This is a genomic window from Rhizobium sp. CFBP 13644, assembly GCF_014842165.1.
Taxonomy (GTDB): Bacteria; Pseudomonadota; Alphaproteobacteria; order Rhizobiales; family Rhizobiaceae; genus Agrobacterium; species Agrobacterium tumefaciens_C.
Map to the genome: position 1 here is coordinate 824510 of NZ_JACYVF010000002.1, position 23062 is coordinate 847571.

Annotated in this window: 25 protein-coding genes; 14 read left to right on the top strand and 11 right to left on the bottom strand. The window is 57.2% G+C overall.

Annotated elements, in window-relative coordinates:
• Positions 1-457 precede the first annotated feature (457 nt).
• Entirely contained in the window at positions 458-1861 is a 1404-nt protein-coding gene (locus IFT53_RS09070; RefSeq protein ID WP_192063971.1) for an L-serine ammonia-lyase, read from the top strand.
• Positions 1862-1926: 65 nt separating this feature from the next.
• Positions 1927-2361, top strand: a complete 435-nt coding sequence (locus IFT53_RS09075; RefSeq protein ID WP_192063970.1) for a DUF1489 family protein — start codon at positions 1927-1929, stop codon at positions 2359-2361.
• Between the two features lie 126 nt (positions 2362-2487).
• On the opposite strand, the gene IFT53_RS09080 is transcribed toward IFT53_RS09075, so the two are convergent.
• The 3 genes from IFT53_RS09080 to IFT53_RS09090 all read right to left on the bottom strand — a co-directional run bounded on the left by IFT53_RS09080 (position 2488) and on the right by IFT53_RS09090 (position 4890).
• Positions 2488-3096, bottom strand: coding sequence for a transglutaminase-like cysteine peptidase (locus IFT53_RS09080; protein ID WP_192063969.1), 609 nt, complete (start codon positions 3094-3096; stop codon positions 2488-2490).
• Between the two features lie 532 nt (positions 3097-3628).
• Complete coding sequence (locus IFT53_RS09085; RefSeq protein ID WP_192063968.1) at positions 3629-4240, bottom strand: PilZ domain-containing protein; 612 nt, start codon at positions 4238-4240, stop codon at positions 3629-3631.
• 77 nt (positions 4241-4317) lie between these two features.
• Complete coding sequence (locus IFT53_RS09090) at positions 4318-4890, bottom strand: PAS domain-containing protein (protein WP_192063967.1); 573 nt, start codon at positions 4888-4890, stop codon at positions 4318-4320.
• Between the two features lie 232 nt (positions 4891-5122).
• Between IFT53_RS09090 and IFT53_RS09095 the strand changes: the two genes are divergently transcribed.
• Entirely contained in the window at positions 5123-5881 is a 759-nt protein-coding gene (locus IFT53_RS09095) for a rhomboid family intramembrane serine protease (protein WP_192063966.1), read from the top strand.
• Between the two features lie 148 nt (positions 5882-6029).
• A complete protein-coding gene (locus IFT53_RS09100; protein ID WP_042619697.1) occupies positions 6030-6464 on the top strand; it encodes a CBS domain-containing protein in 435 nt (144 codons plus the stop codon).
• A gap of 25 nt (positions 6465-6489) precedes the next feature.
• Here IFT53_RS09100 and IFT53_RS09105 read toward each other — a convergent pair whose 3' ends face one another.
• Both IFT53_RS09105 and IFT53_RS09110 read right to left on the bottom strand, forming a co-directional pair.
• Positions 6490-7404, bottom strand: coding sequence for a patatin-like phospholipase family protein (locus IFT53_RS09105; protein WP_446737668.1), 915 nt, complete (start codon positions 7402-7404; stop codon positions 6490-6492).
• Positions 7405-7563: 159 nt separating this feature from the next.
• Positions 7564-8133, bottom strand: coding sequence for a TetR/AcrR family transcriptional regulator (locus tag IFT53_RS09110; RefSeq protein ID WP_192063964.1), 570 nt, complete (start codon positions 8131-8133; stop codon positions 7564-7566).
• A 57-nt stretch (positions 8134-8190) separates the two neighbouring features.
• On the opposite strand from IFT53_RS09110, the gene IFT53_RS09115 reads away from it, so the two are divergent.
• A complete protein-coding gene (locus tag IFT53_RS09115; protein WP_192063963.1) occupies positions 8191-9693 on the top strand; it encodes an MFS transporter in 1503 nt (500 codons plus the stop codon).
• Positions 9694-9707: 14 nt separating this feature from the next.
• On the opposite strand, the gene hisI is transcribed toward IFT53_RS09115, so the two are convergent.
• Both hisI and folE read right to left on the bottom strand, forming a co-directional pair.
• Positions 9708-10157, bottom strand: coding sequence for a phosphoribosyl-AMP cyclohydrolase (hisI, locus tag IFT53_RS09120; protein ID WP_192063962.1), 450 nt, complete (start codon positions 10155-10157; stop codon positions 9708-9710).
• A gap of 165 nt (positions 10158-10322) precedes the next feature.
• Positions 10323-10949: a GTP cyclohydrolase I FolE gene (folE, locus tag IFT53_RS09125; RefSeq protein WP_042619248.1), complete on the bottom strand. Its 627-nt coding sequence runs from the start codon at positions 10947-10949 to the stop codon at positions 10323-10325.
• A 263-nt stretch (positions 10950-11212) separates the two neighbouring features.
• Here folE and IFT53_RS09130 point away from each other — a divergent pair, with 263 nt between their 5' ends.
• From IFT53_RS09130 to thrS, 4 genes are all read left to right on the top strand, one after another.
• Positions 11213-11653, top strand: coding sequence for an iron-sulfur cluster assembly scaffold protein (locus tag IFT53_RS09130; RefSeq protein WP_192063961.1), 441 nt, complete (start codon positions 11213-11215; stop codon positions 11651-11653).
• Positions 11654-11656: 3 nt separating this feature from the next.
• Entirely contained in the window at positions 11657-12013 is a 357-nt protein-coding gene (gene yidD / locus IFT53_RS09135; protein WP_192063960.1) for a membrane protein insertion efficiency factor YidD, read from the top strand.
• A 14-nt stretch (positions 12014-12027) separates the two neighbouring features.
• A complete protein-coding gene (locus IFT53_RS09140) occupies positions 12028-12459 on the top strand; it encodes a DUF2267 domain-containing protein (RefSeq protein WP_192063959.1) in 432 nt (143 codons plus the stop codon).
• Positions 12460-12570: 111 nt separating this feature from the next.
• Positions 12571-14589 carry a threonine--tRNA ligase gene (thrS, locus tag IFT53_RS09145; RefSeq protein ID WP_192063958.1) on the top strand — a complete coding sequence of 673 codons (2019 nt, stop codon included), beginning with the start codon at positions 12571-12573 and terminating at the stop codon, positions 14587-14589.
• A gap of 388 nt (positions 14590-14977) precedes the next feature.
• On the opposite strand, the gene IFT53_RS09150 is transcribed toward thrS, so the two are convergent.
• On the bottom strand, positions 14978-15958 hold the full coding sequence (locus IFT53_RS09150; RefSeq protein ID WP_042619253.1) for a hypothetical protein: 981 nt from the start codon (positions 15956-15958) through the stop codon (positions 14978-14980).
• Between the two features lie 109 nt (positions 15959-16067).
• On the opposite strand from IFT53_RS09150, the gene IFT53_RS09155 reads away from it, so the two are divergent.
• The 3 genes from IFT53_RS09155 to IFT53_RS09165 all read left to right on the top strand — a co-directional run bounded on the left by IFT53_RS09155 (position 16068) and on the right by IFT53_RS09165 (position 18539).
• A complete protein-coding gene (locus IFT53_RS09155) occupies positions 16068-16649 on the top strand; it encodes a nitroreductase family protein (protein ID WP_192063957.1) in 582 nt (193 codons plus the stop codon).
• Positions 16649-17257 carry a flavin reductase family protein gene (locus IFT53_RS09160; protein ID WP_192063956.1) on the top strand — a complete coding sequence of 203 codons (609 nt, stop codon included), beginning with the start codon at positions 16649-16651 and terminating at the stop codon, positions 17255-17257. Before IFT53_RS09155 ends, IFT53_RS09160 begins: the two co-directional genes overlap by 1 nt.
• Before the next feature lie 130 nt (positions 17258-17387).
• Positions 17388-18539 (top strand): DUF2336 domain-containing protein, encoded by a 1152-nt coding sequence (locus IFT53_RS09165; RefSeq protein WP_192063955.1) that lies wholly within the window; start codon positions 17388-17390, stop codon positions 18537-18539.
• 18 nt (positions 18540-18557) lie between these two features.
• On the opposite strand, the gene IFT53_RS09170 is transcribed toward IFT53_RS09165, so the two are convergent.
• Positions 18558-18968 carry a hypothetical protein gene (locus IFT53_RS09170; RefSeq protein WP_192063954.1) on the bottom strand — a complete coding sequence of 137 codons (411 nt, stop codon included), beginning with the start codon at positions 18966-18968 and terminating at the stop codon, positions 18558-18560.
• Positions 18969-19082: 114 nt separating this feature from the next.
• Here IFT53_RS09170 and IFT53_RS09175 point away from each other — a divergent pair, with 114 nt between their 5' ends.
• Positions 19083-19538, top strand: coding sequence for a GNAT family N-acetyltransferase (locus IFT53_RS09175; RefSeq protein ID WP_192063953.1), 456 nt, complete (start codon positions 19083-19085; stop codon positions 19536-19538).
• Positions 19539-19565: 27 nt separating this feature from the next.
• Here the strand turns inward: IFT53_RS09175 and IFT53_RS09180 are convergent, their stop codons facing one another.
• Positions 19566-20759 (bottom strand): AI-2E family transporter, encoded by a 1194-nt coding sequence (locus IFT53_RS09180; RefSeq protein ID WP_192063952.1) that lies wholly within the window; start codon positions 20757-20759, stop codon positions 19566-19568.
• Positions 20760-20983: 224 nt separating this feature from the next.
• On the opposite strand from IFT53_RS09180, the gene IFT53_RS09185 reads away from it, so the two are divergent.
• Complete coding sequence (locus tag IFT53_RS09185; RefSeq protein ID WP_192063951.1) at positions 20984-22711, top strand: ABC transporter ATP-binding protein; 1728 nt, start codon at positions 20984-20986, stop codon at positions 22709-22711.
• A gap of 10 nt (positions 22712-22721) precedes the next feature.
• Here IFT53_RS09185 and IFT53_RS09190 read toward each other — a convergent pair whose 3' ends face one another.
• Positions 22722-22955, bottom strand: coding sequence for a hypothetical protein (locus IFT53_RS09190; RefSeq protein ID WP_192063950.1), 234 nt, complete (start codon positions 22953-22955; stop codon positions 22722-22724).
• Positions 22956-23062: the final 107 nt, after the last annotated feature.

Below are 23062 nucleotides of genomic sequence, written 5' to 3' on the forward strand. Positions count from 1 at the left end.
GTCGATACGAACAGGTAAGCTATTGTTATTTCATGTACCTATGCGCTGAGTGAATGGCAGATGGTCAAATGCGCCTTGCTTTAGCCGTTTTTTGCAATTGCGTTCGTCACAATTATTTAATAAATCCATCGCCACTGGGCCGCGGAAAACGCGCAGCCCGAGAGTGACACGCTGGAGTAACCATGGAAGAAACCGCACAGAAATCCTGCTGGGCCGTAACACTACGCGCACTTGCAGGCTTTGCCGCTTTTCTCGCTTTGACATATGTTTTTGGCAGCCCGTAATAATCTCTCTTAAAGAATTTCAGTTGAACAGCACGGCCTTCATCAAGGCCGTGCTGTTTGCATTTGTGCTTGGCCCATGTCGCAGTCAGCGCATTCCACGCCTATTTTGTGGTGGCGGATTGTTTCGGTTCGGATAGACTGGATCAATAAGTCTATACATAGGGCAGGTGCACATGTTTCTCTCGGTCTTCGACGTTTTCAAGATCGGTATCGGGCCGTCCAGTTCACACACCATGGGGCCGATGTCGGCTGCCAACCGTTTTCTGGAAACGGTGCTGTCGGATGAATGGCCGCGCCCATCAGGTGCTGTTGTGTCCGCCATCAAGGTCAGCCTGCACGGCTCCCTGGCCTTTACCGGCATCGGTCATGGCTCCGGTCGCGCCGTTCTGCTGGGCCTGATGGGAGAGCGCCCTGACAGGGTCGATCCAGATGCGATGGATGCCATGATTGCGCAGATCGAGACCACAGGCCGCGTGTCACCAGCCGGTCATCCCTCTTATGTTTTCCGTCCTGCGGAAGATCTCATCTTTGATAAGAAAAACCCGCTGCCCGGCCACGCCAATGGCATGACCTTCTCTGCCTTTGATAAGCAGGGACGCATGCTGCTCAAGCGCATCTATTATTCCGTCGGCGGCGGCTTTGTGGTGACCGATACCGAGCTTGAGGCCATGCGCCAGCGCGGCAAGACTGTGGATAACGGACCGAAAGTGCCTTATCCTTTCGCCACGGCCAAGCAGATGCTGGAGATGGCGCAACGTTCGGGACGCACCATCGCGCAAATGAAGCGCGCCAATGAAGAAACGGTCATCAGCCGTGAGGAACTGGACAGCCGCCTCGACCATATTTGGGAGGCGATGAATGGCTGTATCGAGCGCGGCCTCAAGGGCGAGGGCATCATGCCGGGCGGCCTGAAGGTCAGGCGCCGGGCACGCTCCATTCACGATAAGCTCAATGCCGAATGGAGAAGCAACCGGCTCAATCCGTTGTTAGCGAATGATTGGCTCAGCGTTTACGCCATGGCCGTGAATGAAGAGAATGCGTCCGGCGGGCGTGTTGTCACAGCCCCCACCAATGGTGCGGCGGGCGTGGTGCCTGCCACGGTCAAATATTTCCGCCACTTCCATGATGACGCGACTGTCGATGATGTTAGGGACTTCCTGCTGACGGCTGCGGCCATTGGCGGTATCATCAAGCACAATGCGTCCATTTCGGGTGCAGAGGTTGGCTGTCAGGGGGAGGTGGGTTCCGCTGCCGCCATGGCCGCTGCCGGTCTTGCCGCCGTCATGGGGGGGTCTCCGGCGCAGGTCGAAAACGCTGCCGAAATTGCGCTGGAACATCACCTCGGCATGACCTGCGATCCTATCGCCGGTCTGGTTCAGATTCCCTGCATCGAGCGAAACGCCCTTGGCGCGGTCAAGGCCGTCACGGCGGCATCTCTGGCCCTGAAAGGTGATGGCGAGCATTTCGTGCCACTGGATGCCTGTATCGAAACCATGCGCCAGACTGGCAACGACATGAGCGAGAAATACAAGGAAACGTCGACAGGTGGCCTTGCCGTGAATGTCGTGGAATGTTGATACGAAGCTGCGCCCTTCGCGCAGTGGTCGCTTGACGGTGCCATAAAAACCGCATTGATAGCGTCATGGCTCTTCATCTTATCAAGCTTTGCGTCGGTGCCGACTCAATCGACGACCTGCGCGAATGGGTTTCCCACCGCGCGTTGACCGCAATTGCGGCGGGTCTGGAACCGCACAGTGTCCACACCACCCGCATGTTTCCAAAACGGGTCGAGGAATTGCTGGATGGCGGCTCGCTCTATTGGGTCATCAAGGGGCAGGTCCAGGCACGTCAGATGTTGCTGGACATCCGCTCCTTCAAGGGAGAGGACGGGATCACGCGTTGCGATCTGATCCTCGGACCAGAGGTCATCGAAACCTCACCTGCGCCCAAACGGCCTTTTCAGGGCTGGCGTTATCTCAAAGCCGAGGAAGCTCCGCGCGATCTGGGTGGGGCAGGTCTGTCTGAAGACATGCCGTCTGATCTTCGTCGCGAGCTTGCCGAACTCGGCCTTCTGTAATAGGGAAAAGAAAGAGCCGGTTCCGGGGCAACAGAACCGGCTCTAGGCACGGTCTCGTCAACGGGGGTGACTTGACCGGGCCCACTCATGCGACGAGAGGGTGCCATGGCACCCCGCTCGCTTCATTCATTTGATGCCAGCAACTGCATTCACAGCGCGGCCATCCTGAATTTTTACCCACCGACCGGCATTGGTCGAGTCCTGGCGCTTGAGATAGGTATATTCCGTCTCAGACCACTCCATCACCTTGTTGCGCAGATTGTCGAGAACGAAGTCGCCCCGGTCTGTGCGTACGGTCAGCACCGCATGTCCGGAACCGTTCGGCTGCAGCACGACGGTAATCAGCAGGTCGGAAGCAGAGATGCCTTTGCCCATCAGCATCTTGCGCTTCAAAAGCACGTAGTCTTCACAGTCGCCAACCGTGGTCGGGTAAGCCCAGCGCTCTTCAACGCCATAGATTTCCAAATCCGTCATCGGCGTGATTGTGGTGTTGACAGTGTAGTTGACGTCCAGAATAGCCTTCCAGCTTTCTTCCGTCAGCTTGAGCGGGCCCCTGTCTGCCGAAGTCGACTGACATTCGCTCTGGTAGGTCTGGCAGAATTCATAGTGACCAATCGGCGGATTGGCTTTGCCCATAACGCGCATGGCAGCGGCTGGCGATGCTTGCGCCTGTGTGGCGAATGCACCTGCGATCATAGCTGCGATCAAAATTCCGAAACGGCTGATTTTTTTCATTTCTTGTCTCCCCGTTGTGAGGAGAAGAATGCCAGCTATATTTTGATCGGCTGCAAATAACGGTGCTCAAATTCGACGCTATATTTAGGAAAAGCTGATCTTTATTTGATTTATATTTGAGAAAAATTTGATTAAAATTGTTCCGATCGGCTTAGTATCTGAATCCGGAAGCGGACGTAATCTGTTGAAATATATGGGTATGTTTGGGTTTCTGGTTAATCGCTCAACGCGCCCTTTGGCGGTCATCGCAAATCTAAACTATTTCGTTACTATAGCTGAGTACTTGAAAGGGTGGTTTTCAGTCCCAAAACGCCTATTTCAGCCCTAGATTTTCATTGAAAATCGTCGTTTTCGCTTCATTTTCTGGCCAATAGTTGTGCCGATATCGGATTATTTTCGTTGGCTGTGTCGATTTTCACCAGTTTCTGGTCCTTACCGCGCTTTTTGAAGGCCATCCTGTCCCATCTGATAGCACAAAAAAACCGGCTGACGCGAGGCGTAGCCGGTTAATGGGATCGGTTCGAAAGCGTGCTTAGAGAAACTCGATCAGCGCATCGCGGGACTGGACGGCATCGAATTCGATTGCGACACCTTCCATGAAATGACGCACGATACGGCCGCCCATGTTGCCGAGGCGGACATTGGTGCCCATCTGCGGCCGCACGTCGGTTTCCACGGCAGCGCCCGAAAGCGAAAGGTCGATGATGCGGCAGGGTGCGATCGTGCCATCGTTCAACATCAGGTCCGCACGCGGGTTGCGGGGTGTCAAACGGTCATGGCGTCGGTCTTCCGGCAGGCCCAGTGCGTGGCGCTTGGCAATCCATGCCAGCTGCGCTGCAAGCTTCTCGCGTTTGCGCTCGGTGCCCATGATAGCGATGGTGAAGCCATCCGCCGTCAGCGCCTTGACGATGCCTTCGATGCGACCAATGTGCTGAAGGTAGGCAATAATTCTATCGCCGTTTCTCGGGCGCACAAAACAGGTAATGCGCGCCGTCTCAGCTGTCATCTCGTGGGCGGTGCAATCGAACTCGTCCTGAGAAGGCACCATCAATCGTCCCGTCAGCGCCACAGGGAGCACTTCTGCGGAGGGCGTCTCCACAGAGCGGGCTGCAAATGCGACGGTGGTTGAGCGAGATGAGAACATGTGAGGCACGGCATTGAGGAATGATCGCCCTTAATACCAGTTGCCGAGTTAACAGAAGGTTCTGCTTCTGACCGTAACTATTTGCAATTTTCTCGTAAAGAGACGGATCGGTTGATGGCGTAGCCAAAGTCCGACCGTTGCGCCATCAATTGCGATGATGAAACGTCCAGCAATCGACTTTTCGTCAGAGACAATGGCTTGAAGGACTGTCCAAAATCGCCCAGCGGCGGTTCTGAAATCAGGCAGCCCAGCAGTCGGGCCGGGAAGTATGGTTCGACCGCCAGCGGCAAAAGCAGCATCTCAAAGCCCCGCACCGCCAAACCGGTCACGGTCTCGGACAGGATTTCGAAAACGACAGGTCGTTGATGCTGTAGCACGCCGTTGGCGATGCGACATGCATCATGTGCGGCGTCCGGTTGCCATATGCCCGAAAATGGCGTGTCGCTGAGTTCCCGGCCAAACAGATTGTACAGGCGCGTGCCCGTTAAGCGAAACACAGGCGCAGAATCGGCGGTTTCTGTCAGCACGAAGAGGTCTGGCAACAGATGGCGAATAGGCGCGGGGTCGATCTCGCTGCGCAGAGGTGCCGCGCGATCACCGCGCAGTTCATCCCAATAGGCGAAGATATCAAGGCTTGCATTTGTCTTCATGACACGGTCTCCAGGCCGCGGGGCACATGTCTCGTTTTGAGACGTATACCGCCTTCATTTGCGGTGCTGGAGATGGTGAAGCGAATTCCATGCCACGCGTGTGGCTATCACAATCCGCGAGGTCGCTGATAGTTGCAGACACCGCCCCACGGCGATGCTTCTTTTTCTTAGAACCTTCCTATATTGCTGCATAAGAGATCACACAGAACACGACGCGAAGGAAGACGGCCTGATGACGCATGATGAAGGTGGATTGCCGGAAGCGGACGAGACGGCACAGAGCGGCACACCGCCCAAAGCCCCGGTTTTCAACCTGCCCGGCGCGCTTGTTGCTATTATGGCTGTGCTGATCGTGGTCCATCTCGTCTCGTTTTATGTGCTGTCTGAAGAGGGATATGGCTGGTTCATTTTCACCTTCGGCTTCATTCCCCTGCGCTACGCCACGGAACTGTCCCTACAGGGACTGGAATGGCTTTGGACGCCCGTTACCTACTCATTTTTGCATGGTGGCATCGAGCATATCCTTTTCAACGGCTTGTGGCTCATGGCGTTTGGTGCCCCGGTCCTGCGCCGTATCGGGACAGGCCGTTTCATTCTGCTCTGGTGTGTTTCCGCAGCCGTTTCCGCCTTCGGCCACGCTTTTCTGCATTGGGGGGATGTCACCGTGCTCATTGGCGCGTCCGGCGTGGTTTCGGCGCTGATGGGTGCCGCATGCCGCTTTGTCTTTCCGGCCAATGGCGGGCGCTACCATCCGGCCATCGGCCACCGCTTGCCGCGCCAGAGCATCCTGCAGGCCCTGTCTAACCGCACGGTTCTCATCTTCACGCTCATGTGGCTGTTCGGCAATGTGCTGATTGCCGTTGGCATTCCCTTGATGGGAGATGCGGGTGGAGAAGTTGCCTGGGATGCGCATATTTTCGGCTTCCTGCTGGGCTTCCTGTTCTTTGCCCTGTTTGATCGAAAGCCCGCCATCAGTCGTGAATTGGCCTGAGACATACAATCGATTGATATGTTTCCACCTCGTTAAACATATTGCTTTCCGGGTTGTGCTGGCGCACCATCGACGTCCAGCTAGACCGTGCGCTTGTGGAGGAGACGCACCGCGCGGTTATGAAAGCCGTTTGGACAAGGAGGGAAATATGCCTGTATTCGTGAAAGAACTTCTCGATTTGAAGGGCCGCAACGTTGTTACCGTCAGGCCTGATATGTCGTTGGGCGATGCGGCCATCACGTTGAATGAGCATCGCATCGGCGCTGTCGTGGTCACGGATGAGAAGGGCGCCATCCTTGGCATCTTTACGGAACGCGATATGGTCAAGGCCATTGCCACACAGGCGTCAGACGCACTCCAGTCACCCGTCTCCACCGTTATGACGAAGAACGTGACGCGCTGTCATGAGGGGTCAACCTCTGATGATGTCATGGAGCTCATGACCGGTGGTCGCTTCCGCCATGTTCCCGTCGAAGCCAATGGCCAGCTGGTCGGCATTATCTCGATTGGTGACGTTGTCAAAGCCCGCATGAGCGAGATCGAAGCGGAAGCCGAGCATATCAAGGCTTATATCGCCGGATAGTGCAGGGGGCATCCGCCCCCAATCCTCAACGCTGGAAGACCTGCTGCATGCGTTGCAGTTCCGGTATGCGTGCGCGCGCTTCTTCATATCCACGGTTAATCGATTCCGCCGCCCGGTGAAATTCCGAAAGGCCAATCGTGTTGATGCGCGGGTGCAGCGTCAGGTCCGGCGGGTCGCCAGCCAGACGTGACCGGGAAATCCGATCCTGAATGATGTTGAAGGCCTGAACCATAACACCCGGCAAGCCGACGGATGGGCGCTCGGTCGATTGTTTGGCTTCAGGGTCAGCGTTGCTGGGTCCGGCGCTGTGCTTGACCACCGCTGAGCGGCCGAAGATGTCATAGTTCAGGTTCACCGCAACCACCAGATTCTGCTCGTAGGCACGGCACACGGAAACCGGTACAGGGTTGACCAGCGCACCATCGATCAGCGTTCGTCCATTGCAGCGCACCGGCTCGAAAATACCGGGCAGGGCGTAGGATGCCCGCAGCGCCGTGATCAGATTGCCCTGATGGATCCACACTTCGTGGCCGGTCTTCAGTTCTGTGGCAACAGCGATGAACGGGTGTTCGAGATCCTCGATGTTGAGCCCGACAAGATGCTCCTGCATGCGCTTGGTCAGCCGCATGCCGCCAAACAGGCCGCCGCCGCCAATGGTCAGGTCCAGCAGTCCGGCAATCCGGCGCACCGTGAGAGACCGGGCGAAATCTTCGAGTTCGTCGAGCTTGCCAGCCAGATAGCAGCCACCGACCAGAGCACCGATGGATGTGCCGGCAATCATGCCGATCTGTACGCCCGCTTCATCCAGCGCCCGCAACACGCCAATATGCGCCCAGCCACGTGCAGCGCCGCCACCCAAGGCCAGCGCAATTCGGTTCGTCGGAATTTTAGGCAGGGTAGGCGTTGGCGCTTGCTGCTCGACCTTGTCCAAAGCCGCCATTGCGGCTGCATTTTCGCGGTTCAGACCCCAACCCAACATCCACTAAACTCCCACGCCAGAGGCACCCGGCTACCAGTCTACTGCGCCAACTCCTATAATTCTCGTAACAAAAGCAAGGAAAGGAGAAAGAAATAAGGCTCGCCGCATCTCCGCTTCGCGTCAGAGGAGTTGCAAAATGTCGGTGTGCATTTTTTCCCATTCCTCTTCCGTCAGCTGACAGAAGCCGAAATAGCGAAGCGTGAACGCGCCCTCGATGGCAAGGAAGGCAAGACGCGCATTGCTGCTTTTATCGCAGTGCGACTCAATCTGGCTTAGGCGATTGCGGTACCATTGCCGTGTCGGCTCCAGATGTTCTGGAGATTGCACAAGCGAAGCCAGCATTGCCGCAGCCTTGCTGTTATCGGCATGGCCGGATTTGAAGGTAATGTCGGCATGGGCGCGCAGAAATTGCGTCACCGTCGGGTTTTCCCCGGCAATCGCGGCAACCTGCTGATCGTAAGACGTGTTCCAGCGCTCAAACAGGGCATGGATCAGCGCCTCTTTTGTCCCGAAGGCATACTGCACGCCACCCTTGGTGATGCCCAATCGCTTTGCGAGTGCGTCGATGGTCAAGGCAGACGCCCCATCCTGCGCGATGATCGTCTCCGCCTCATCAAGCAGTTGCTGCCTGTCAATTTTACGTGGCCGCCCAAGTTTTCCAGAATTTGGACTCGATTTTTTATTTTCCATACGTATGTATTTAAAATAAGTCTGCGCATTGATCAATAAGGAATTCTGGAGAAGAAAATGCCCGTGGCACAAGCAGCCAATCGCTGGATCGTCCTGTCTATCCTGTCGAGTGCACTGTTTCTCATCACCATTGACGTGACGGTTCTCTACACTGCATTGCCGAGGCTGACGGCGGAACTGGGTGCCAGCGCATCTGAAAAGCTCTGGATCGTAAACGCCTACCCGCTGGTCATGGCGGGGTTGCTGCTGGGTGCAGGAACCCTGGGGGATCGCGTCGGCCACAGACGTCTGTTTCTCGTCGGCCTCGTTATCTTTGGCATGGCCTCTCTCGTTGCTGCCTTCGCGCCCAACCCGGCTGTCCTCATCGCCGCCCGCGCGTTGCTGGCCGTTGGCGCGGCTGGCATGATGCCCGCGACACTGTCCCTGATCCGCCTGATTTTCGATGATGCCCATGAGCGGTCTGTTGCTATTGGCATATGGGCGGCAGTCGCCTCAGGCGGTGCGGCCTTCGGACCTGTCCTTGGCGGCGCGTTGCTTGAATATTTCTGGTGGGGATCGGTGTTTCTCATCAATGTCCCCGTTGTTGTGGTCGCGCTGCTGGCGACCATCTGGGTCATCCCGTCCGTTCCCGGCAATCGGTCAAAGCCATGGGATGCAGTGGGTTCTGCGCAAATCCTTGTCGGTCTGGTCGCATTGACCTATGCCGTGAAGGAGCTTGCCAAGCAGGCGCCCTCCTGGTCGGCGCTGGTTGTCTCAGCTCTCATCGGGCTCGTCGCACTCGCTCTCTTCAAGCGCAGACAGGATAAGCGGGCCCACAAGCTGATCGACTTCACCCTGTTTCGTGATCGCCAATTTGCGTCCGGCGTGGTGGCGGCCATGGTTACGATGCTCGCACTCGTTGGTCTGCAACTCGTCCTTTCGCAACGCCTGCAATTGGTTCTCGATCTCACGCCACTTCAGGCGGGCCTCACGCTGCTGCCCATTCCGCTCGGCGCATTTCTTGCCGGTCCGATCGCGGGGTTGGTCGCTGCTCGTCTTGGCACCATAAATGTGCTGTGGATCGGATTGCTGCTCGCAAGCGCCGGGCTTATCCTGTCGCTTCTGGTTCAGGATGCATCCCAGTTCTCGCAGATCGGCAGCTTCTTCCTGCTCGGTTTCGGCCTCGGTGCCGCCATGACAGCCGCCTCTACGGTTATCATGGCCAATGTGCCGGCAGAGCAGGCGGGCATGGCGGCATCCATTGAAGAGGTTTCGTTTGAACTCGGCGGTGCCATTGGCATAGCTGTGCTGGGGTCCGCTCTGGCGGCTGTCTACGGCATGAGTATCGCACTGCCGCGACAGGCTGGCATCCCTGCAGAGGTATTTGACGGGCTGGATCAGGCTCTTGTCAGCGCAGCCACTGTGCCACCAGAAATGGGGCAGACCATACGCAATGCCGCACGTGCCGCGTTTGATCTGGGCTTCCTGAGCGTCATGATTTTTGTGGCGGTGGTTCTGGTGCTCAGCTCCGTCAGCGTCTGGTTCGTGTGCCGGTCGCCAAGTCTCGAGGCACGCGACTGAGAATGGAGACTGGCCTACTTCCCGTAGGTTTCAGCAGGGTCGAAATGGCGCGTGTCGTCGGTCACTGTCATCACCGCCTCGCCATTCTCAAGCGTCACGGTGCGGTAGAAGCAGGAGCGTCGACCGGTGTGGCAGGTCGCATCGTGACCGGCGACGGAAACCTTAAGCCACACGGCATCCTGATCGCAATCGGTGCGGAATTCCTGAACGGTCTGGAGATTGCCCGACGTCTCGCCCTTCTTCCAGATTTTGTCTCTGGAGCGGCTGTAATAGTGGGCAATGCCGGTTTCGAGCGTCAGAGACAGTGCCTGCGCATTCATGTGCGCCACCATGAGCAGCTCACCGTCTTTCGCATCCGTCACAACGGCGGTGACGAGGCCATTGGCATCGAATTTCGGCGAAAACGCACCGGCAGCCTCAAGCTTCGCCTTCTCTGTCGGGGCGGGCGGAAATGTCGATGACATCAGAACCTCCATGCTAGAGCAAGTCCAGCAAAAGTGGGAACCGGTTTTGCGTCCGGAATTGCGTAAAAACAAACAGATAGAGCGTTGAAGGTGAACTCGTGTTCACCGGAAAGGCTCTAGGACGGCGAGGCTGTTGCCCGCCACGCGCCGTCCTTCAGTGCCGGATTAGCGGCTATAGACCATGGTCATGAACCGGGCCTGATTGGTAGGTTCGGACTTGAACTCGCCGGTGAAGCTCGTCGTCAGCGTCGTGGAACCCTGCTTCTGCACACCGCGCATGGACATGCACATATGCTCTGCATCGATCATGACGGCCACGCCGCGTGGTTTCAGCGAGGTCTCAAGAGCCTGAGAAATCTGTGCGGTCATCGTTTCCTGGGTCTGCAAACGGCGACCATAAATTTCGACGACGCGGGCAATCTTGGAAAGGCCCAGCACGCGGCCCGACGGCAGATAGGCGACATGTGCCTTGCCGATGATGGGAACCATGTGGTGTTCGCAATGGGAATGGAACGGAATGTCACGCACGAGGATCATGTCGTCGTAACCGCCGACTTCCTCAAATGTCGTACCCAGAACGTCGCTGGCATCAAGCTGATAGCCGCTGAACAGTTCGCGGTAGGATTTGGCAACACGCTTTGGCGTGTCGAGCAGGCCTTCGCGGTCTGGATTGTCACCCGCCCAGCGTAGCAGAACCCGCACGGCGTCTTCCGCTTCGGCCTGTGTTGGACGTGTATCAACCGCACCACTCTGTGTGCCAGTACCGGGAAAATTCTTCACGATAGCATCCATCTTTTGGTCTCCCGGTACGGTTGAAGGTCCGTGCCCGAATATAGCATACGGCTAAATCATTGCGATGCCGCGCCTGCTATCTGGTTGTTTTTAGTCAATTTGGCAAGTCTGCCAACATGAAATCGATGTTTGATGGTTTAAAATCAATGCACCTTGATGACGTCAGTGTCCGATAGCATATAGTGGCGATGGATGGCAGAAAAGCTTTGCCTTGAGATGACGCAGCGTTTGAAACATCAAGCTTGCGCGATTGGACAATGGTCATGGACGATATTTACAGCAACCGGATTCTCGAATTTGCAGGCAATATTCCGCTCGCAGGCGCCATGGCGGATGCGGATGCAAGCGCGCAGAAACACTCCAAATTGTGCGGCTCCAAAGTCAAGGTCTATATCAAGCTGGCGGATGGCGTGGTGACGGACTTCTCCCATGAAGTACGCGCCTGTGCGCTTGGTCAGGCATCCTCATCCATCATGGCCCATCACGTCATCGGCGCAAGCAGCGCTGAAATCCGCGCTGCGCGCGATGAGATGGTCGCAATGCTGACAGATAGCGGCGAGGGGCCTGCGGGGCGCTTCGAAGACATGCGTGTGTTGAAGCCGGTCAAGGATTACAAAGCCCGCCACGCCTCCACCCTGCTCACCTTCGATGCCGTTTGTGACTGTCTTGACCAGATCGAGGCAGAGCACTCCGTCTCGGCCTGACCCATGTGCAACGCACCGGACTGCGACCACGCAAAGCCACGCTCGCGCAACTGGGCCGGTGCTTACCGCAAAACGCCCGGCCGCCTGCTGGGCATGGGCTTCATCCGGCTCTATCAGCTGTCGCTGTCCGGTTTCGTCGGAAACTCCTGCCGCCACATTCCCACCTGTTCCGAATATGGCTATGAGGCCATCGCCCGCCACGGCTTCTGGGCTGGTGGATGGTTGACGCTGTTTCGCGTTGCCCGTTGTGGTCCCGGCGGCACAAGCGGGCTTGATCCCGTCTGCGAGAACTTGCAAAAAAGGCAGGTCTGGTGGGCGCCTTGGTCCTACTGGTCGCGGGCGGGCCACAAGGTGGATTGAGGGGGAGTGACGACATGCCAATGCCGATGGAATATCGCCAGGCGTCGGTGGATTTCGACCGGTTCGTGGAGGACCTGAAAGAGGTCTCCATGTTGAGCACGTCCCATCAGGCCTACACCATGCTGCAAGCGGTGCTCCAGGTGTTTCGACGCCGTTTGCCGGTGCAGCAGGCTCTAGAATTTGCAAATGTCCTTCCCCCCGTTCTGCGCGCTATCTTCGTCAGTGATTGGGATAGCACCGAAGAGATGCGGGAATTCGGCACGGAAGCCGAGATGATGGCTGAGGTGCGGTCGCTTCGCTACAACCACAATCTCTCGACTGATTCTGCCATTCGCGATGTCGCGGAGGCCGTGCGCCGTAACATCGATCCCGTTGTTTTTGATCGGGCGCTTTCCAGACTGCCGCAAGCGGCCCGGGATTTCTGGCTGATGCCCGTTTCCGCTTAAAATTCTTTACTCACAACGCGTTCCGCATTATCACCCGCGCGTTCACACCCCGGCGCGAGCCGGCCAACACACCACCCGCATTCGTTGGCGGGACTGGTCAGGAGAATTATGATGTCTGAAGCCGTTTCCCTTACATTTCCCGATGGTTCCGTGCGCCAGTACCCGGTTGGTACAACCGGTCGCGATGTTGCCGAATCTATTTCCAAGTCGCTTGCAAAGAAGGCCGTCGCGATTGCGCTGGATGGCACCGTGCGCGACCTTTCCGACACGATTGTCGATGGCAAGATCGAGATCGTCACCCGCGACGACAAGCGTGCGCTTGAGCTGATCCGTCACGATGCCGCCCACGTCATGGCTGAAGCCGTGCAGGAACTGTGGCCCGGTACGCAGGTCACCATCGGCCCCGTCATCGAAAACGGCTTCTATTACGATTTCGCCAAGAACGAGCCCTTCACGCCGGAAGATCTGCCCAAGATCGAAAAGAAGATGAAGGAAATCATTGGCCGCTCCAAGCCCTTCACGCGCGAAGTCTGGTCGCGTGAAAAGGCCAAGGAAGTCTTCGCTGCCAAGGGTGAGAGCTACAAGATCGAGCTGATCGATGCCATTCCCGAGGGGCAGGACCTCAAGATCTATTATCAGGGCGACTGGTTCGACCTGTGCCGTGGCCCGCACATGGCCAACACAGGACAGATCGGCACGGCTTTCAAGCTGATGAAGGTTGCCGGTGCCTATTGGCGTGGTGATAGCAACAACCCGATGCTGACACGCATCTACGGCACCGCTTGGGCAACGCAGGAAGAGCTGGATCAGTATCTCCACGTCCTGGCAGAAGCTGAAAAGCGCGACCACCGCCGTCTTGGCCGCGAAATGGACCTGTTCCATTTTCAGGAAGAAGGTCCGGGCGTGGTGTTCTGGCACGGCAAGGGCTGGCGCATGTTCCAGACCTTGACGGCCTATATGCGCCGCAATCTCGAAGGCACCTATCAGGAAGTCAACGCGCCGCAGGTGCTGGATGCTTCCCTGTGGGAAACGTCGGGCCACTGGGGCTGGTATCAGGAGAACATGTTTGCCGTGAAGTCGGCCTATGCCTTCACCCACCCAAAGGATGAGGCCGCCGATAACCGCGTCTTCGCCCTGAAGCCCATGAACTGCCCTGGCCACGTACAAATCTTCAAGCATGGCTTGAAGTCTTACCGCGAACTACCTGTTCGCCTTGCAGAATTTGGCAACGTACACCGTTACGAGGCATCCGGCGCTCTGCATGGTCTGATGCGCGTTCGCGGCTTCACGCAGGATGACGCCCACGTTTTCTGCACGGAAGAGCAGATGGCAGCGGAATGCCTGCGCATCAACGAACTCATCCTGTCGGTCTATAAGGACTTCGGCTTTGAGGAAATCGTGGTGAAGCTGTCCACACGCCCTGAAAAGCGCGTCGGTTCCGATGACGTCTGGGACCGCGCCGAAAGCGTGATGACCGAGGTTCTGAAATCCATCGAAGAGCAGTCCGATGGCCGCATCAAGACGGATATTCTGCCGGGCGAGGGCGCGTTCTATGGTCCCAAGTTCGAATATACGCTCAAAGATGCTATCGGTCGTGAATGGCAGTGCGGCACAACGCAGGTAGACTTCAACCTGCCGGAACGCTTCGGTGCATTCTACATCGATCAGGCGTCGGAAAAGCGTCAGCCGGTCATGATCCACCGCGCCATCTGCGGCTCGATGGAACGCTTCCTCGGCATTCTCATTGAGAACTTCGCCGGTCACATGCCGCTCTGGTTCGCGCCGCAGCAGGTCGTTGTCGCCACGATCACATCGGATGCGGATGATTACGGTCGCGAAGTTGCCGAAGCCCTGCGCGATGCCGGTCTTTCCGTCGAAACCGATTTCCGCAACGAGAAGATCAACTACAAGGTCCGCGAACACTCGGTCACTAAGGTCCCGGTCATCATCGTCTGCGGCAAAAAGGAAGCGGAAGAACGCACCGTCAACATCCGCCGCCTCGGCTCTCAGGCCCAGACATCCTACGGTCTGGAAGAAGCGATCGCGAACCTCGTGGACGAAGCAACACCACCAGACGTAAAGCGCAAGCGCGCTGCCAAGGCTGCAAAAGCTGCCGTGAGCGCTGCTTGAACAAATAAGAAACGGCGCTTTAGGGCGCCGTTTTGATTTCGACTTTGGCTAAAGAGGCGAGTGCGTTGTTCAGCGAAAGTGACCTATGTTCTGTCAGAGACGTTGAGGATTTCTCAAGGCTTCACGCTTTGGCAGCAGACCTCGCCGCTCCTTTGCGGCACATAGTCGTCGCTGAGCTACGGCGTGGAAACAAGATTGTCGACGTGGGCAGGGACTATCCCGAGCAAGGTTCGGTTTACATCACGTTGCGAAACAGATTTGATGACAGGTATGTCTCAAAAGATGCCGTGTTTTCGCTATGCAATGACCCGCACTACTGGCACGCAGATTACACCACACTGACATCTCCGCAACATCTGCTGACTTGCTAATCTTCAAGCGGTTAGGCTTACTCGTAATCGCCCATCGTCTCTTCCGGGGCCTGATCTTTCATCAGCACTTCCACGTCTGAATCCTGGCCCGATGCGATCTTGAAGTTGCGTTGGTAGACCTTGTCCTTGTTGCGGGCGATGGCGGTGTATTCGCCGTCTGCCAGCACCATGGTGGAAAAGGCGCTGACGCTTTCGTTGACGATATCGCCAGAGCCTGTGAGCACGGACCATGCGGTATCGGCAATCGCTTCCCCACCATGTTCGGATACGAGCTTCAGCGTAACCTGTGCGGCGTGGTGTTGAAGCGTTGCTTCCGTCAGCTTGCCAGCTTCCACCTGAATATCGGCGCGCACAACGGCGTTGATGCCGCCATATTCTGACACCACATGGTAGGTGCCTGCATTCAGGCGGATCACCGTGTTTGGCTTGACATCGGACATCACAAGACGCCGCTCGCCATCTTCCTGCGTGTCGGAGGAATAAACCGAAAATTTGAGCTGGTTGGCCGAAATCCGTTTATCGGCGCCCACAACGGCGTTGAGAACGAAGCCACCGGCATCGAGAATCAGCACCTGCTTGTCGATCTTGCCGCTCGTCGGCACATTCAGTTTCTTGGTCACGCCTGCGCGGCCAAAGGAAACGTTGACGAAGTAATCGCCGGGCGACAAGTGGAATTGGGCCGTGCCACCATCGGAACTGGCCAGCATGGGCAGCTTTCCATCAGGGCCGGGAATGGGGCTGAACACACGCCATGCCAGCCCTTCCATCATGGGTTGGCCGTCATTGGTCAGCTTTGCTTCCATGACGATGTCGCGAGATGTGGATTTTGCCGCATCGGGCGCGGTTGGGGCGGTAAATGCGTTCAGCTTGGGCATTTTCTGCGTGCCGCCCAGCTGTTTGAAGTCCTTGAAGGCATCCTGCGAGAATGCAACACCCATTGGCGCGGCGCTCAAAGCCAGCGCCACACAAAGGCCAGTCGCAATTTTGATGAACGTCATTTCTCTTGACCGCATTGACTTCTTGTTTTTCTAGGACCACTTCAAACGTAACGCGGTGGCTATTTCAAGGCTCTTAATTTTACATGTATGACAATGGAACGGTTCTGTCATGAAAGACAACATCACCCTTATCGATTACCTGAATATTCGCCGGTCAACGCCTGCACCGCAGCTGACCGAGCCCGGCCCTGAGCGTGCTGAGATCGAGGAGATCCTGCGTCTCACCGTGCGCGTGCCGGACCATGGAAAAATCGCTCCTTGGCGCTTCATCGTTTATCGGGGTGGCGAGCGTGAGCGGCTGGGTGAGGCGGTTTTGGCCCGTGCGCTGGAAAAGACGCCAGACCTCAGTGCCGATCATCAGGCGGTGGAACGCGCCCGCTTTACCCGCGCACCCGTCGTCATCGCCGTTGTCAGCACGGCTGCGCCGCATGTGAAGATCCCTGAATGGGAGCAGGTCATGTCCGCCGGTGCCGTCTGCCTCAACCTGTTGTTTGCAGCCAATGCCAATGGCTATGCCGCCAATTGGCTGACCGAATGGGTCGCCTATGACAAAGCCATTTTCCCGGCACTGGGTGTGAATCCGGGCGAGAATATTGCCGGTTTCATCTATATCGGTTCCACCACCTTCCCGCCAGTTGAGCGTCCGCGCCCGCAGCTTGGCGACGTGGTCACATGGGTGGGTGAGGCCTGATGTTTTACGCAGCGGACGCAAACCTGCACGGCCTGGCGCACGATCCTTTCAAGGCCATCGTTGCGCCGCGCCCCATTGGCTGGATTGGCTCGAAGGGCAGGGATGGTTCGCTCAATCTTGCGCCGTACTCCTTCTTCAACGCCGTGGCGGATACGCCAAAGCTCATCATGTTCGCATCCAGCGGCCATAAGCACAGTGTCCGTAATGTCGAGGAAACCGGCGTCTTCACCGCCAATCTCGTCAGCCGCCACCTTGTGGAGCAGATGAACACATCATCCGCCCCGGTCGACTATGGTGTCGATGAATTCGAGCTTGCCGGGCTGACGTCGCAGCAGGGAACGATCGTGGATGCGCCCCGCGTCGCAGAAGCCTATGCGGCGCTGGAATGTCAGGTCACGCAAATCATGCGTCCTGTCGATGTGAACGGTCTGGAGGCGGAGACATGGATCGTCTTCGGTCAGGTCGTGGGCATCCATATCGATGAAGCGGTCATCGAAAACGGTCGCATCGATATGGCCCGCGCACGGCCCGTTGCCCGCATGGGTTACCGCGATTATTCGGATGGCGGCACGGATGTTTTCCAACTCACACGCCCCGCCGACCGGTGAGTGACGAAGCGCGTAAGTCGCTCAGAAATATGGTAAACCAAACGTAAACCATTTGCCCCTAGGTTTGGCAGTCAGAAGGCGGAAACGAGTCGCATGCGACCTCATCTGCCGGGACAGCCGGATTTGTCTGTTGGTGGGGCGCAGGGTGATCGTACAAGCATTTCTACGTTGGTCTGAAAAGGCTCGGTCTGGCGACAGATCCAAGGCGGCAACGGCTCTTGCCGAGGCTTACCTCCAGTCGTCACTGCCGCAGGATCGGCAGGAGAGCGCCTTTGATGCGATGACCTATCTGCTGGATGACCCATCGCCAAAGGTGAGGTCGGCGCTTGCAGAAACGCTGGCATATTCTCCCTTCGCACCCCGCTCCATCATTGTCTCGCTTGCCGAAGACAAGCCGGAAGTCGCCTGCGTTGTCATCATTCATTCCCCTGTTCTGCGTGAAACCGATCTGGTGGATCTCATCGGCAATGGCACAGCCATCACACGGGCAATGATTGCGGCACGACCGTTTCTGGAACCGGGCGCTTGCGGTGCCCTTGCTGAAATCAGCGATGTTCTTGAGCTATCCATTCTTCTGGAAAACAGCAGTGCCCGCATCACGCCGTTCACCTTGCGCCGCATTGCCGAGCGCCACGCCCATGACGCCGAAATTCGCGACCTGCTGCTAGACCGAGCCGATCTGCCAGCAGATGTGCGCTACGCCATCGTCGGTCATATCGGAGCGGCACTGGCCGCATCCAATCTGGTCTGCCACGCCGTGCAGCCAACGCGCCTGTGCAGCATCATTCGTGATGCCTCGGATGCCGCAACAGTCCAGATTGCTGGCGATGTCACGGCAGAAGCCATGCCCATGCTGGTGGAACGTTTGCGGGAGAAGGGTGACCTGACGCCTGCCTTCCTCATGAGCCTTTTGTGTTCGGGCAAGGTCGCGTTTTTTGCGCAAGCCATTTCGAACCTCTCCGGCCTCGGCGAACGTCAGGTCCGTTCCATCCTTGGCACAGGTCGCCACCACGCATTGAAAGCGCTGTTTCAATCGACTGGACTTTTTGGTCCGGTTCTGGACATCTTCATGGAAGCGACGCGTCTGTGGCGCGAGGCGGCTGAAGCACCTTATGCCGACCCGGTCGCAGAACTCTCGTCCGGGCTTCTTTCCAAATTTTCCAATGCCGATGCCGACGCCACCATGCGCGAGCTTCTGCATATGGTCGAGAAGCTGCAGATGGCCCAACAACGCCACCGCGCCCGTTCCCTCTCCACCACCATCACAGCCGAAGCTGCTTGACGGGCTCTGCTGAACTGCTCAGTTGGACAGGCGGCGGGCGATCCAGGAATAGCTGTCTTCCACCATGCGCACCGGCTTGCCCAGAACTTCCTTCACGCCCTCGGTAGAAGGCAGAATGCGGCGCACGCGGGTGATCGCCTTTTGCGTCAGCGTCTGTTCTTCCTGTGGCGCCAGTGCTGGTGCCAGGGTGGATGTATCTGGCGTTTGCGGATCGGCCTTGGCCAGCCCGCTCTGTGGCTCCTCCGGTGTCTGGCACACGGCAACAATCACCGGATAGGATGCGTTGACGAAGTCGCCCAGCTTGGTTTCGGATTCGGCATCGCAAAGCTCGATGCTGGTCCAGCGCTGCTGAAGCGTGGCGACATGCTGGCAATCTGTCGCTGTGTCATCGCAGCCGAGAATAGTCATCAATACAAGCGCTGTTCTCATGGGGTCACGGTTGCCTCTGCCGGATGAATTATCTTACAAGCCATCCTGATCTAGCGGAATTGCAGTCTTATTGCGACGCAGGATCGTGCTGTTGAAAAATAAATGGGAACCCGCATGCCAGTCGATATCAAGCTTGAACCGCCGCGCCAGCCCGAAGTCCTGCACCTTATGGATATGTCGAATGCCTATATGGCCTCGCTTTATCCGGCGGAAAGCAACCATATGGTGGATATCGACACGCTGGAAAAGCCGACAGTTTCCTTCTTCGTGGCGCGCAATGAAGGCCAGATCGTCGGATGCTGCGCTCTTGTCGAGGCCGGGGATGGCACGGGTGAAATCAAACGCATGTTTGTCGATCCACAGGCGAGAGGCCTCAAGATCGGTCAGTTGATGATGGACGCTATCATTGCCCGAGGGAGAGAGCTGCGCCTCGGCGCCATCCGCCTCGAAACCGGCATCAGCCAGCCGGAGGCCATCGGGCTTTATCGCAAGGCTGGTTTTGTCGAAATCGAAGCCTTCGCGCCCTATAAGCCCGATCCGCTCAGCATGTTCATGGAATTGAAGCTCTGAGCGGGGAAGGGCCTGGCTATGGTCACCTCACGTCGCTGTTTTTCGCAGCGGCGGCGGCTCTACGATGTCGGGCGTGGCTTCAATCGCTTCGGCTTCTATGGCCGCGATCTCGACTTCGCGCACCCATTCGCGCCACACCGCAACCAGCAGCGCCATCAGAACCGGGCCAATGAAGAGGCCGAGGAAGCCCATGGTCTTCACGCCACCGACCAGACCAAAGAAGGTCGGCAGGAATGGAAGCTTGATAGGGCCGCCGACGAGGCGGGGGCGGATGGTCTTGTCGACGATGAAGAGTTCGATGGATCCCCATGCGAAGAGCGCGATGCCTTCGGGAACCGAGCCACTGGCTACCAGATAGACCGACACAAGCGTGAAAGACAGCGGTGCGCCGCCGGGAATGAGCGCCATGACGCCTGTCAGAACGCCGAGTGTAACGGGCGAGGGAACGCCTGCAATCCAGTAGGCTACACCGAGAATAATGCCTTCGCCAATCGCGATCAGCGTCATGCCGGTGACGGTCGAGCTGATGGTGGCAGGCACCACGCGAGAGATTCTTTCCCAGCGGGTCGGCAGAATGCGTTCACCCACCAGATCGATCTGGCGTGCGAAGCTTGCACCGTTGCGATAGACGAAAAACAGCGCGATCAGCATGAACAGCAGCGTTAGAACCAGATGGAAGGCACCATTACCGGCGGCCACAATGGCGCGATAGATGTTGCCGATATTGGCGCCGCTGACGAGCTGGATCACTTCACCGATGGCGCCGGGTGTGCCGACATAGCGGATCCACTGCTCGCTCATCCATACGCCGACGCCCGGCAGGGCCGCGATCCATTGGGGAACGGGAGCGCCGACCTTGTTGACCTCCACCGCCCAGCCGAACCATTCGCGGATTTCGCTTGCGGTATAGGATGCTGCGATGAAAATCGGCACGATGAGGAAGGTGATGATGAGCAGAAGCGCAATGGTCGCCCCGACCGAGGTGTTGCCACCAACACGGCGCAGCAATTCACGATAGACAGGCCAGCTGGCAAAACCGATGACGAGTGCCGCCAGCACAGGCACGAGAAAGCCGTAGAAGAAGTAGATTCCGGCCAGAACAACCAGCACAAGAAGCCAGCGGGCTGCGGAAATGGGCGGCACCAGCGCGGTACGTCCATGTGAGGCGGGACCAAGCCATCTTGGTTCGCTGGTCTTTTTGTGATTGTCTGGCTTGTTCAACAACGTCTCTTTCGCATTCCCCGGACAGATTGGGTTCTGTCGCTATATGGTGTTCGGTTCACAACATAGTCTAGCAGCATTTCGTTTTTATATTGTTCGCACGCTTTATTGAACGAATTTCGTAAAAATATCGCAACGAGACTTGGCCAGCCCATGGAAATATGAGAGTTGGGGTAAAGTTTCAGCATTGAGTGGCCATGCCACACCATAGTGGACGATATCCCATGCTTCGCCGTTTTTTCTCATTCTACCAACCATACCGGCGCTTGTTCATTGTGGATTTTTCCTGTGCCGTGCTGTCGGGCATTCTCGAACTCGGATTTCCGATGGCGGTGAAAGCGTTTGTGGATGTGCTTTTGCCAGCGGGTGACTGGCAACTTATTCTGCTCGCCTCCATCGGCCTTCTGATCATCTATGTCCTCAATACGGGCCTGATGGCGATCGTCACCTATTGGGGGCATATGCTGGGCATCAATATCGAAACCGATATGCGCCGCCGCGCCTTCGATCACCTCCAGAAATTGTCCTTCGGCTTTTTCGACAATCAGAAGACCGGGCATCTGGTGGGGCGTTTGACGAAGGACCTCGAGGAAATCGGCGAAGTGGCTCATCATGGGCCAGAAGACCTGTTCATCGCCATAATGACTTTCCTCGGCGCATTCCTGTTGATGATGTCGGTCAACGTTCCCCTGGCACTGGTTACGGCTGCCATCGTGCCGATTACGGCTTGGGTGACGAGCCGTTATGGCAGCCGCATGACCAACAATTTCCGGGCTCTCTATGGCCGCGTCGGCGCGTTCAATGCGCGCATCGAAGAAAATGTCGGCGGCATGCGCGTCGTGCAGGCCTTTGCCAATGAAGACCATGAGCGCGCTTTGTTCGAAGAGGATAACCAGCGGTATCGCCAGACCAAGCTCAACGCCTACAAGATCATGGCTGCCAGCACGTCGCTCAGCTATATGAGCATGCGCCTGACGCAGATGATCATCATGATCTGCGGCGCGTGGTTGGTATTGACGGGCGACCTCACCGCTGGCGGTTTCGTTGGTTTCCTGCTTCTCGTCAACGTGTTCTTCCGCCCGGTTGAAAAGATCAATTCCGTCATCGAAACCTATCCCAAGGGCATTGCCGGATTTCGGCGCTTTACCGAGCTGGTCGATACTGAACCTGATATTGCCGATGCGCCTGACGCCATCGAGGCCCCAGCGCTTCGCGGCGAAATCACCTATGCCAATGTCAGCTTCGGCTATAGCGATGGCAAACAGGTGCTCGGTGGCATCGACCTCAGTATTCGTGCGGGGGAAACGGTCGCTTTCGTTGGTCCGTCCGGTGCGGGCAAGACGACGCTTTGCTCCTTGCTGCCGCGTTTTTACGAAGTTACTGGTGGTGCGATTTGCATCGATGGCATTGATATCCGCAAGATGACCTTGGCGTCGCTGCGCAGCCAGATTGGCATCGTGCAGCAGGATGTTTTCCTGTTCGGTGGCACGATCCGCGAGAATATCGAATACGGCCGCCTGGGCGCCAGCGAGGCCGAGATATGGGAAGCGGCGCGCCGTGCCCGTCTGGAAAGTGTTATCGAGGGAATGCCTGACGGCATGGACACGGTCATCGGCGAACGTGGCGTTAAGCTCTCGGGTGGTCAAAAACAGCGCATGTCGATTGCGCGCATGTTCCTGAAAAATCCGCCGATTCTCATTCTGGATGAGGCGACATCTGCGCTTGATACCGAGACGGAGAGGGCCATTCAGGCTTCTCTCAGCGAACTCGCGTCTGGCCGCACCACGCTGGTGATTGCCCACCGCCTCGCCACAATCAGAGATGCGACGCGCATCGTGGTGGTGGACGAGACCGGTATTGTCGAGACCGGCAATCATGAGGAATTGCTCGCATCCAAGGGGCCGTATAGCCGCTTGCACGATGCCCAGTTCGGCGCGCAGTTGCTCGTCTGACCCACCACAATCAAGGCTGAACTGGCTCTTCGATACCTACATTCGGCTCTGTTTTGCCGGGATGTGACAGGACAAGGTAGCTGACTGCCATGGCGCCCGCTGCGATGATCAGCGCAAGGATGGCGAACATGGTGAAACTCCACGGCTTGGATTTTTTGCGGGACCAGACGAAACGGCGTCCCTTTAAGCGGTCCTTATTCGGGTTGTTGTGATATTCCGGTCCTAGATTGTCGGTGTTCGACATTGTTGCCTCCGATGTCATTTCTGGATCTATGGGCCAACGTTTGGCCCGGGCAGAAGTTCAATCCCGACGCGAACCGAACCGGCCTTGCTTTTGCGGACTTGCAGACG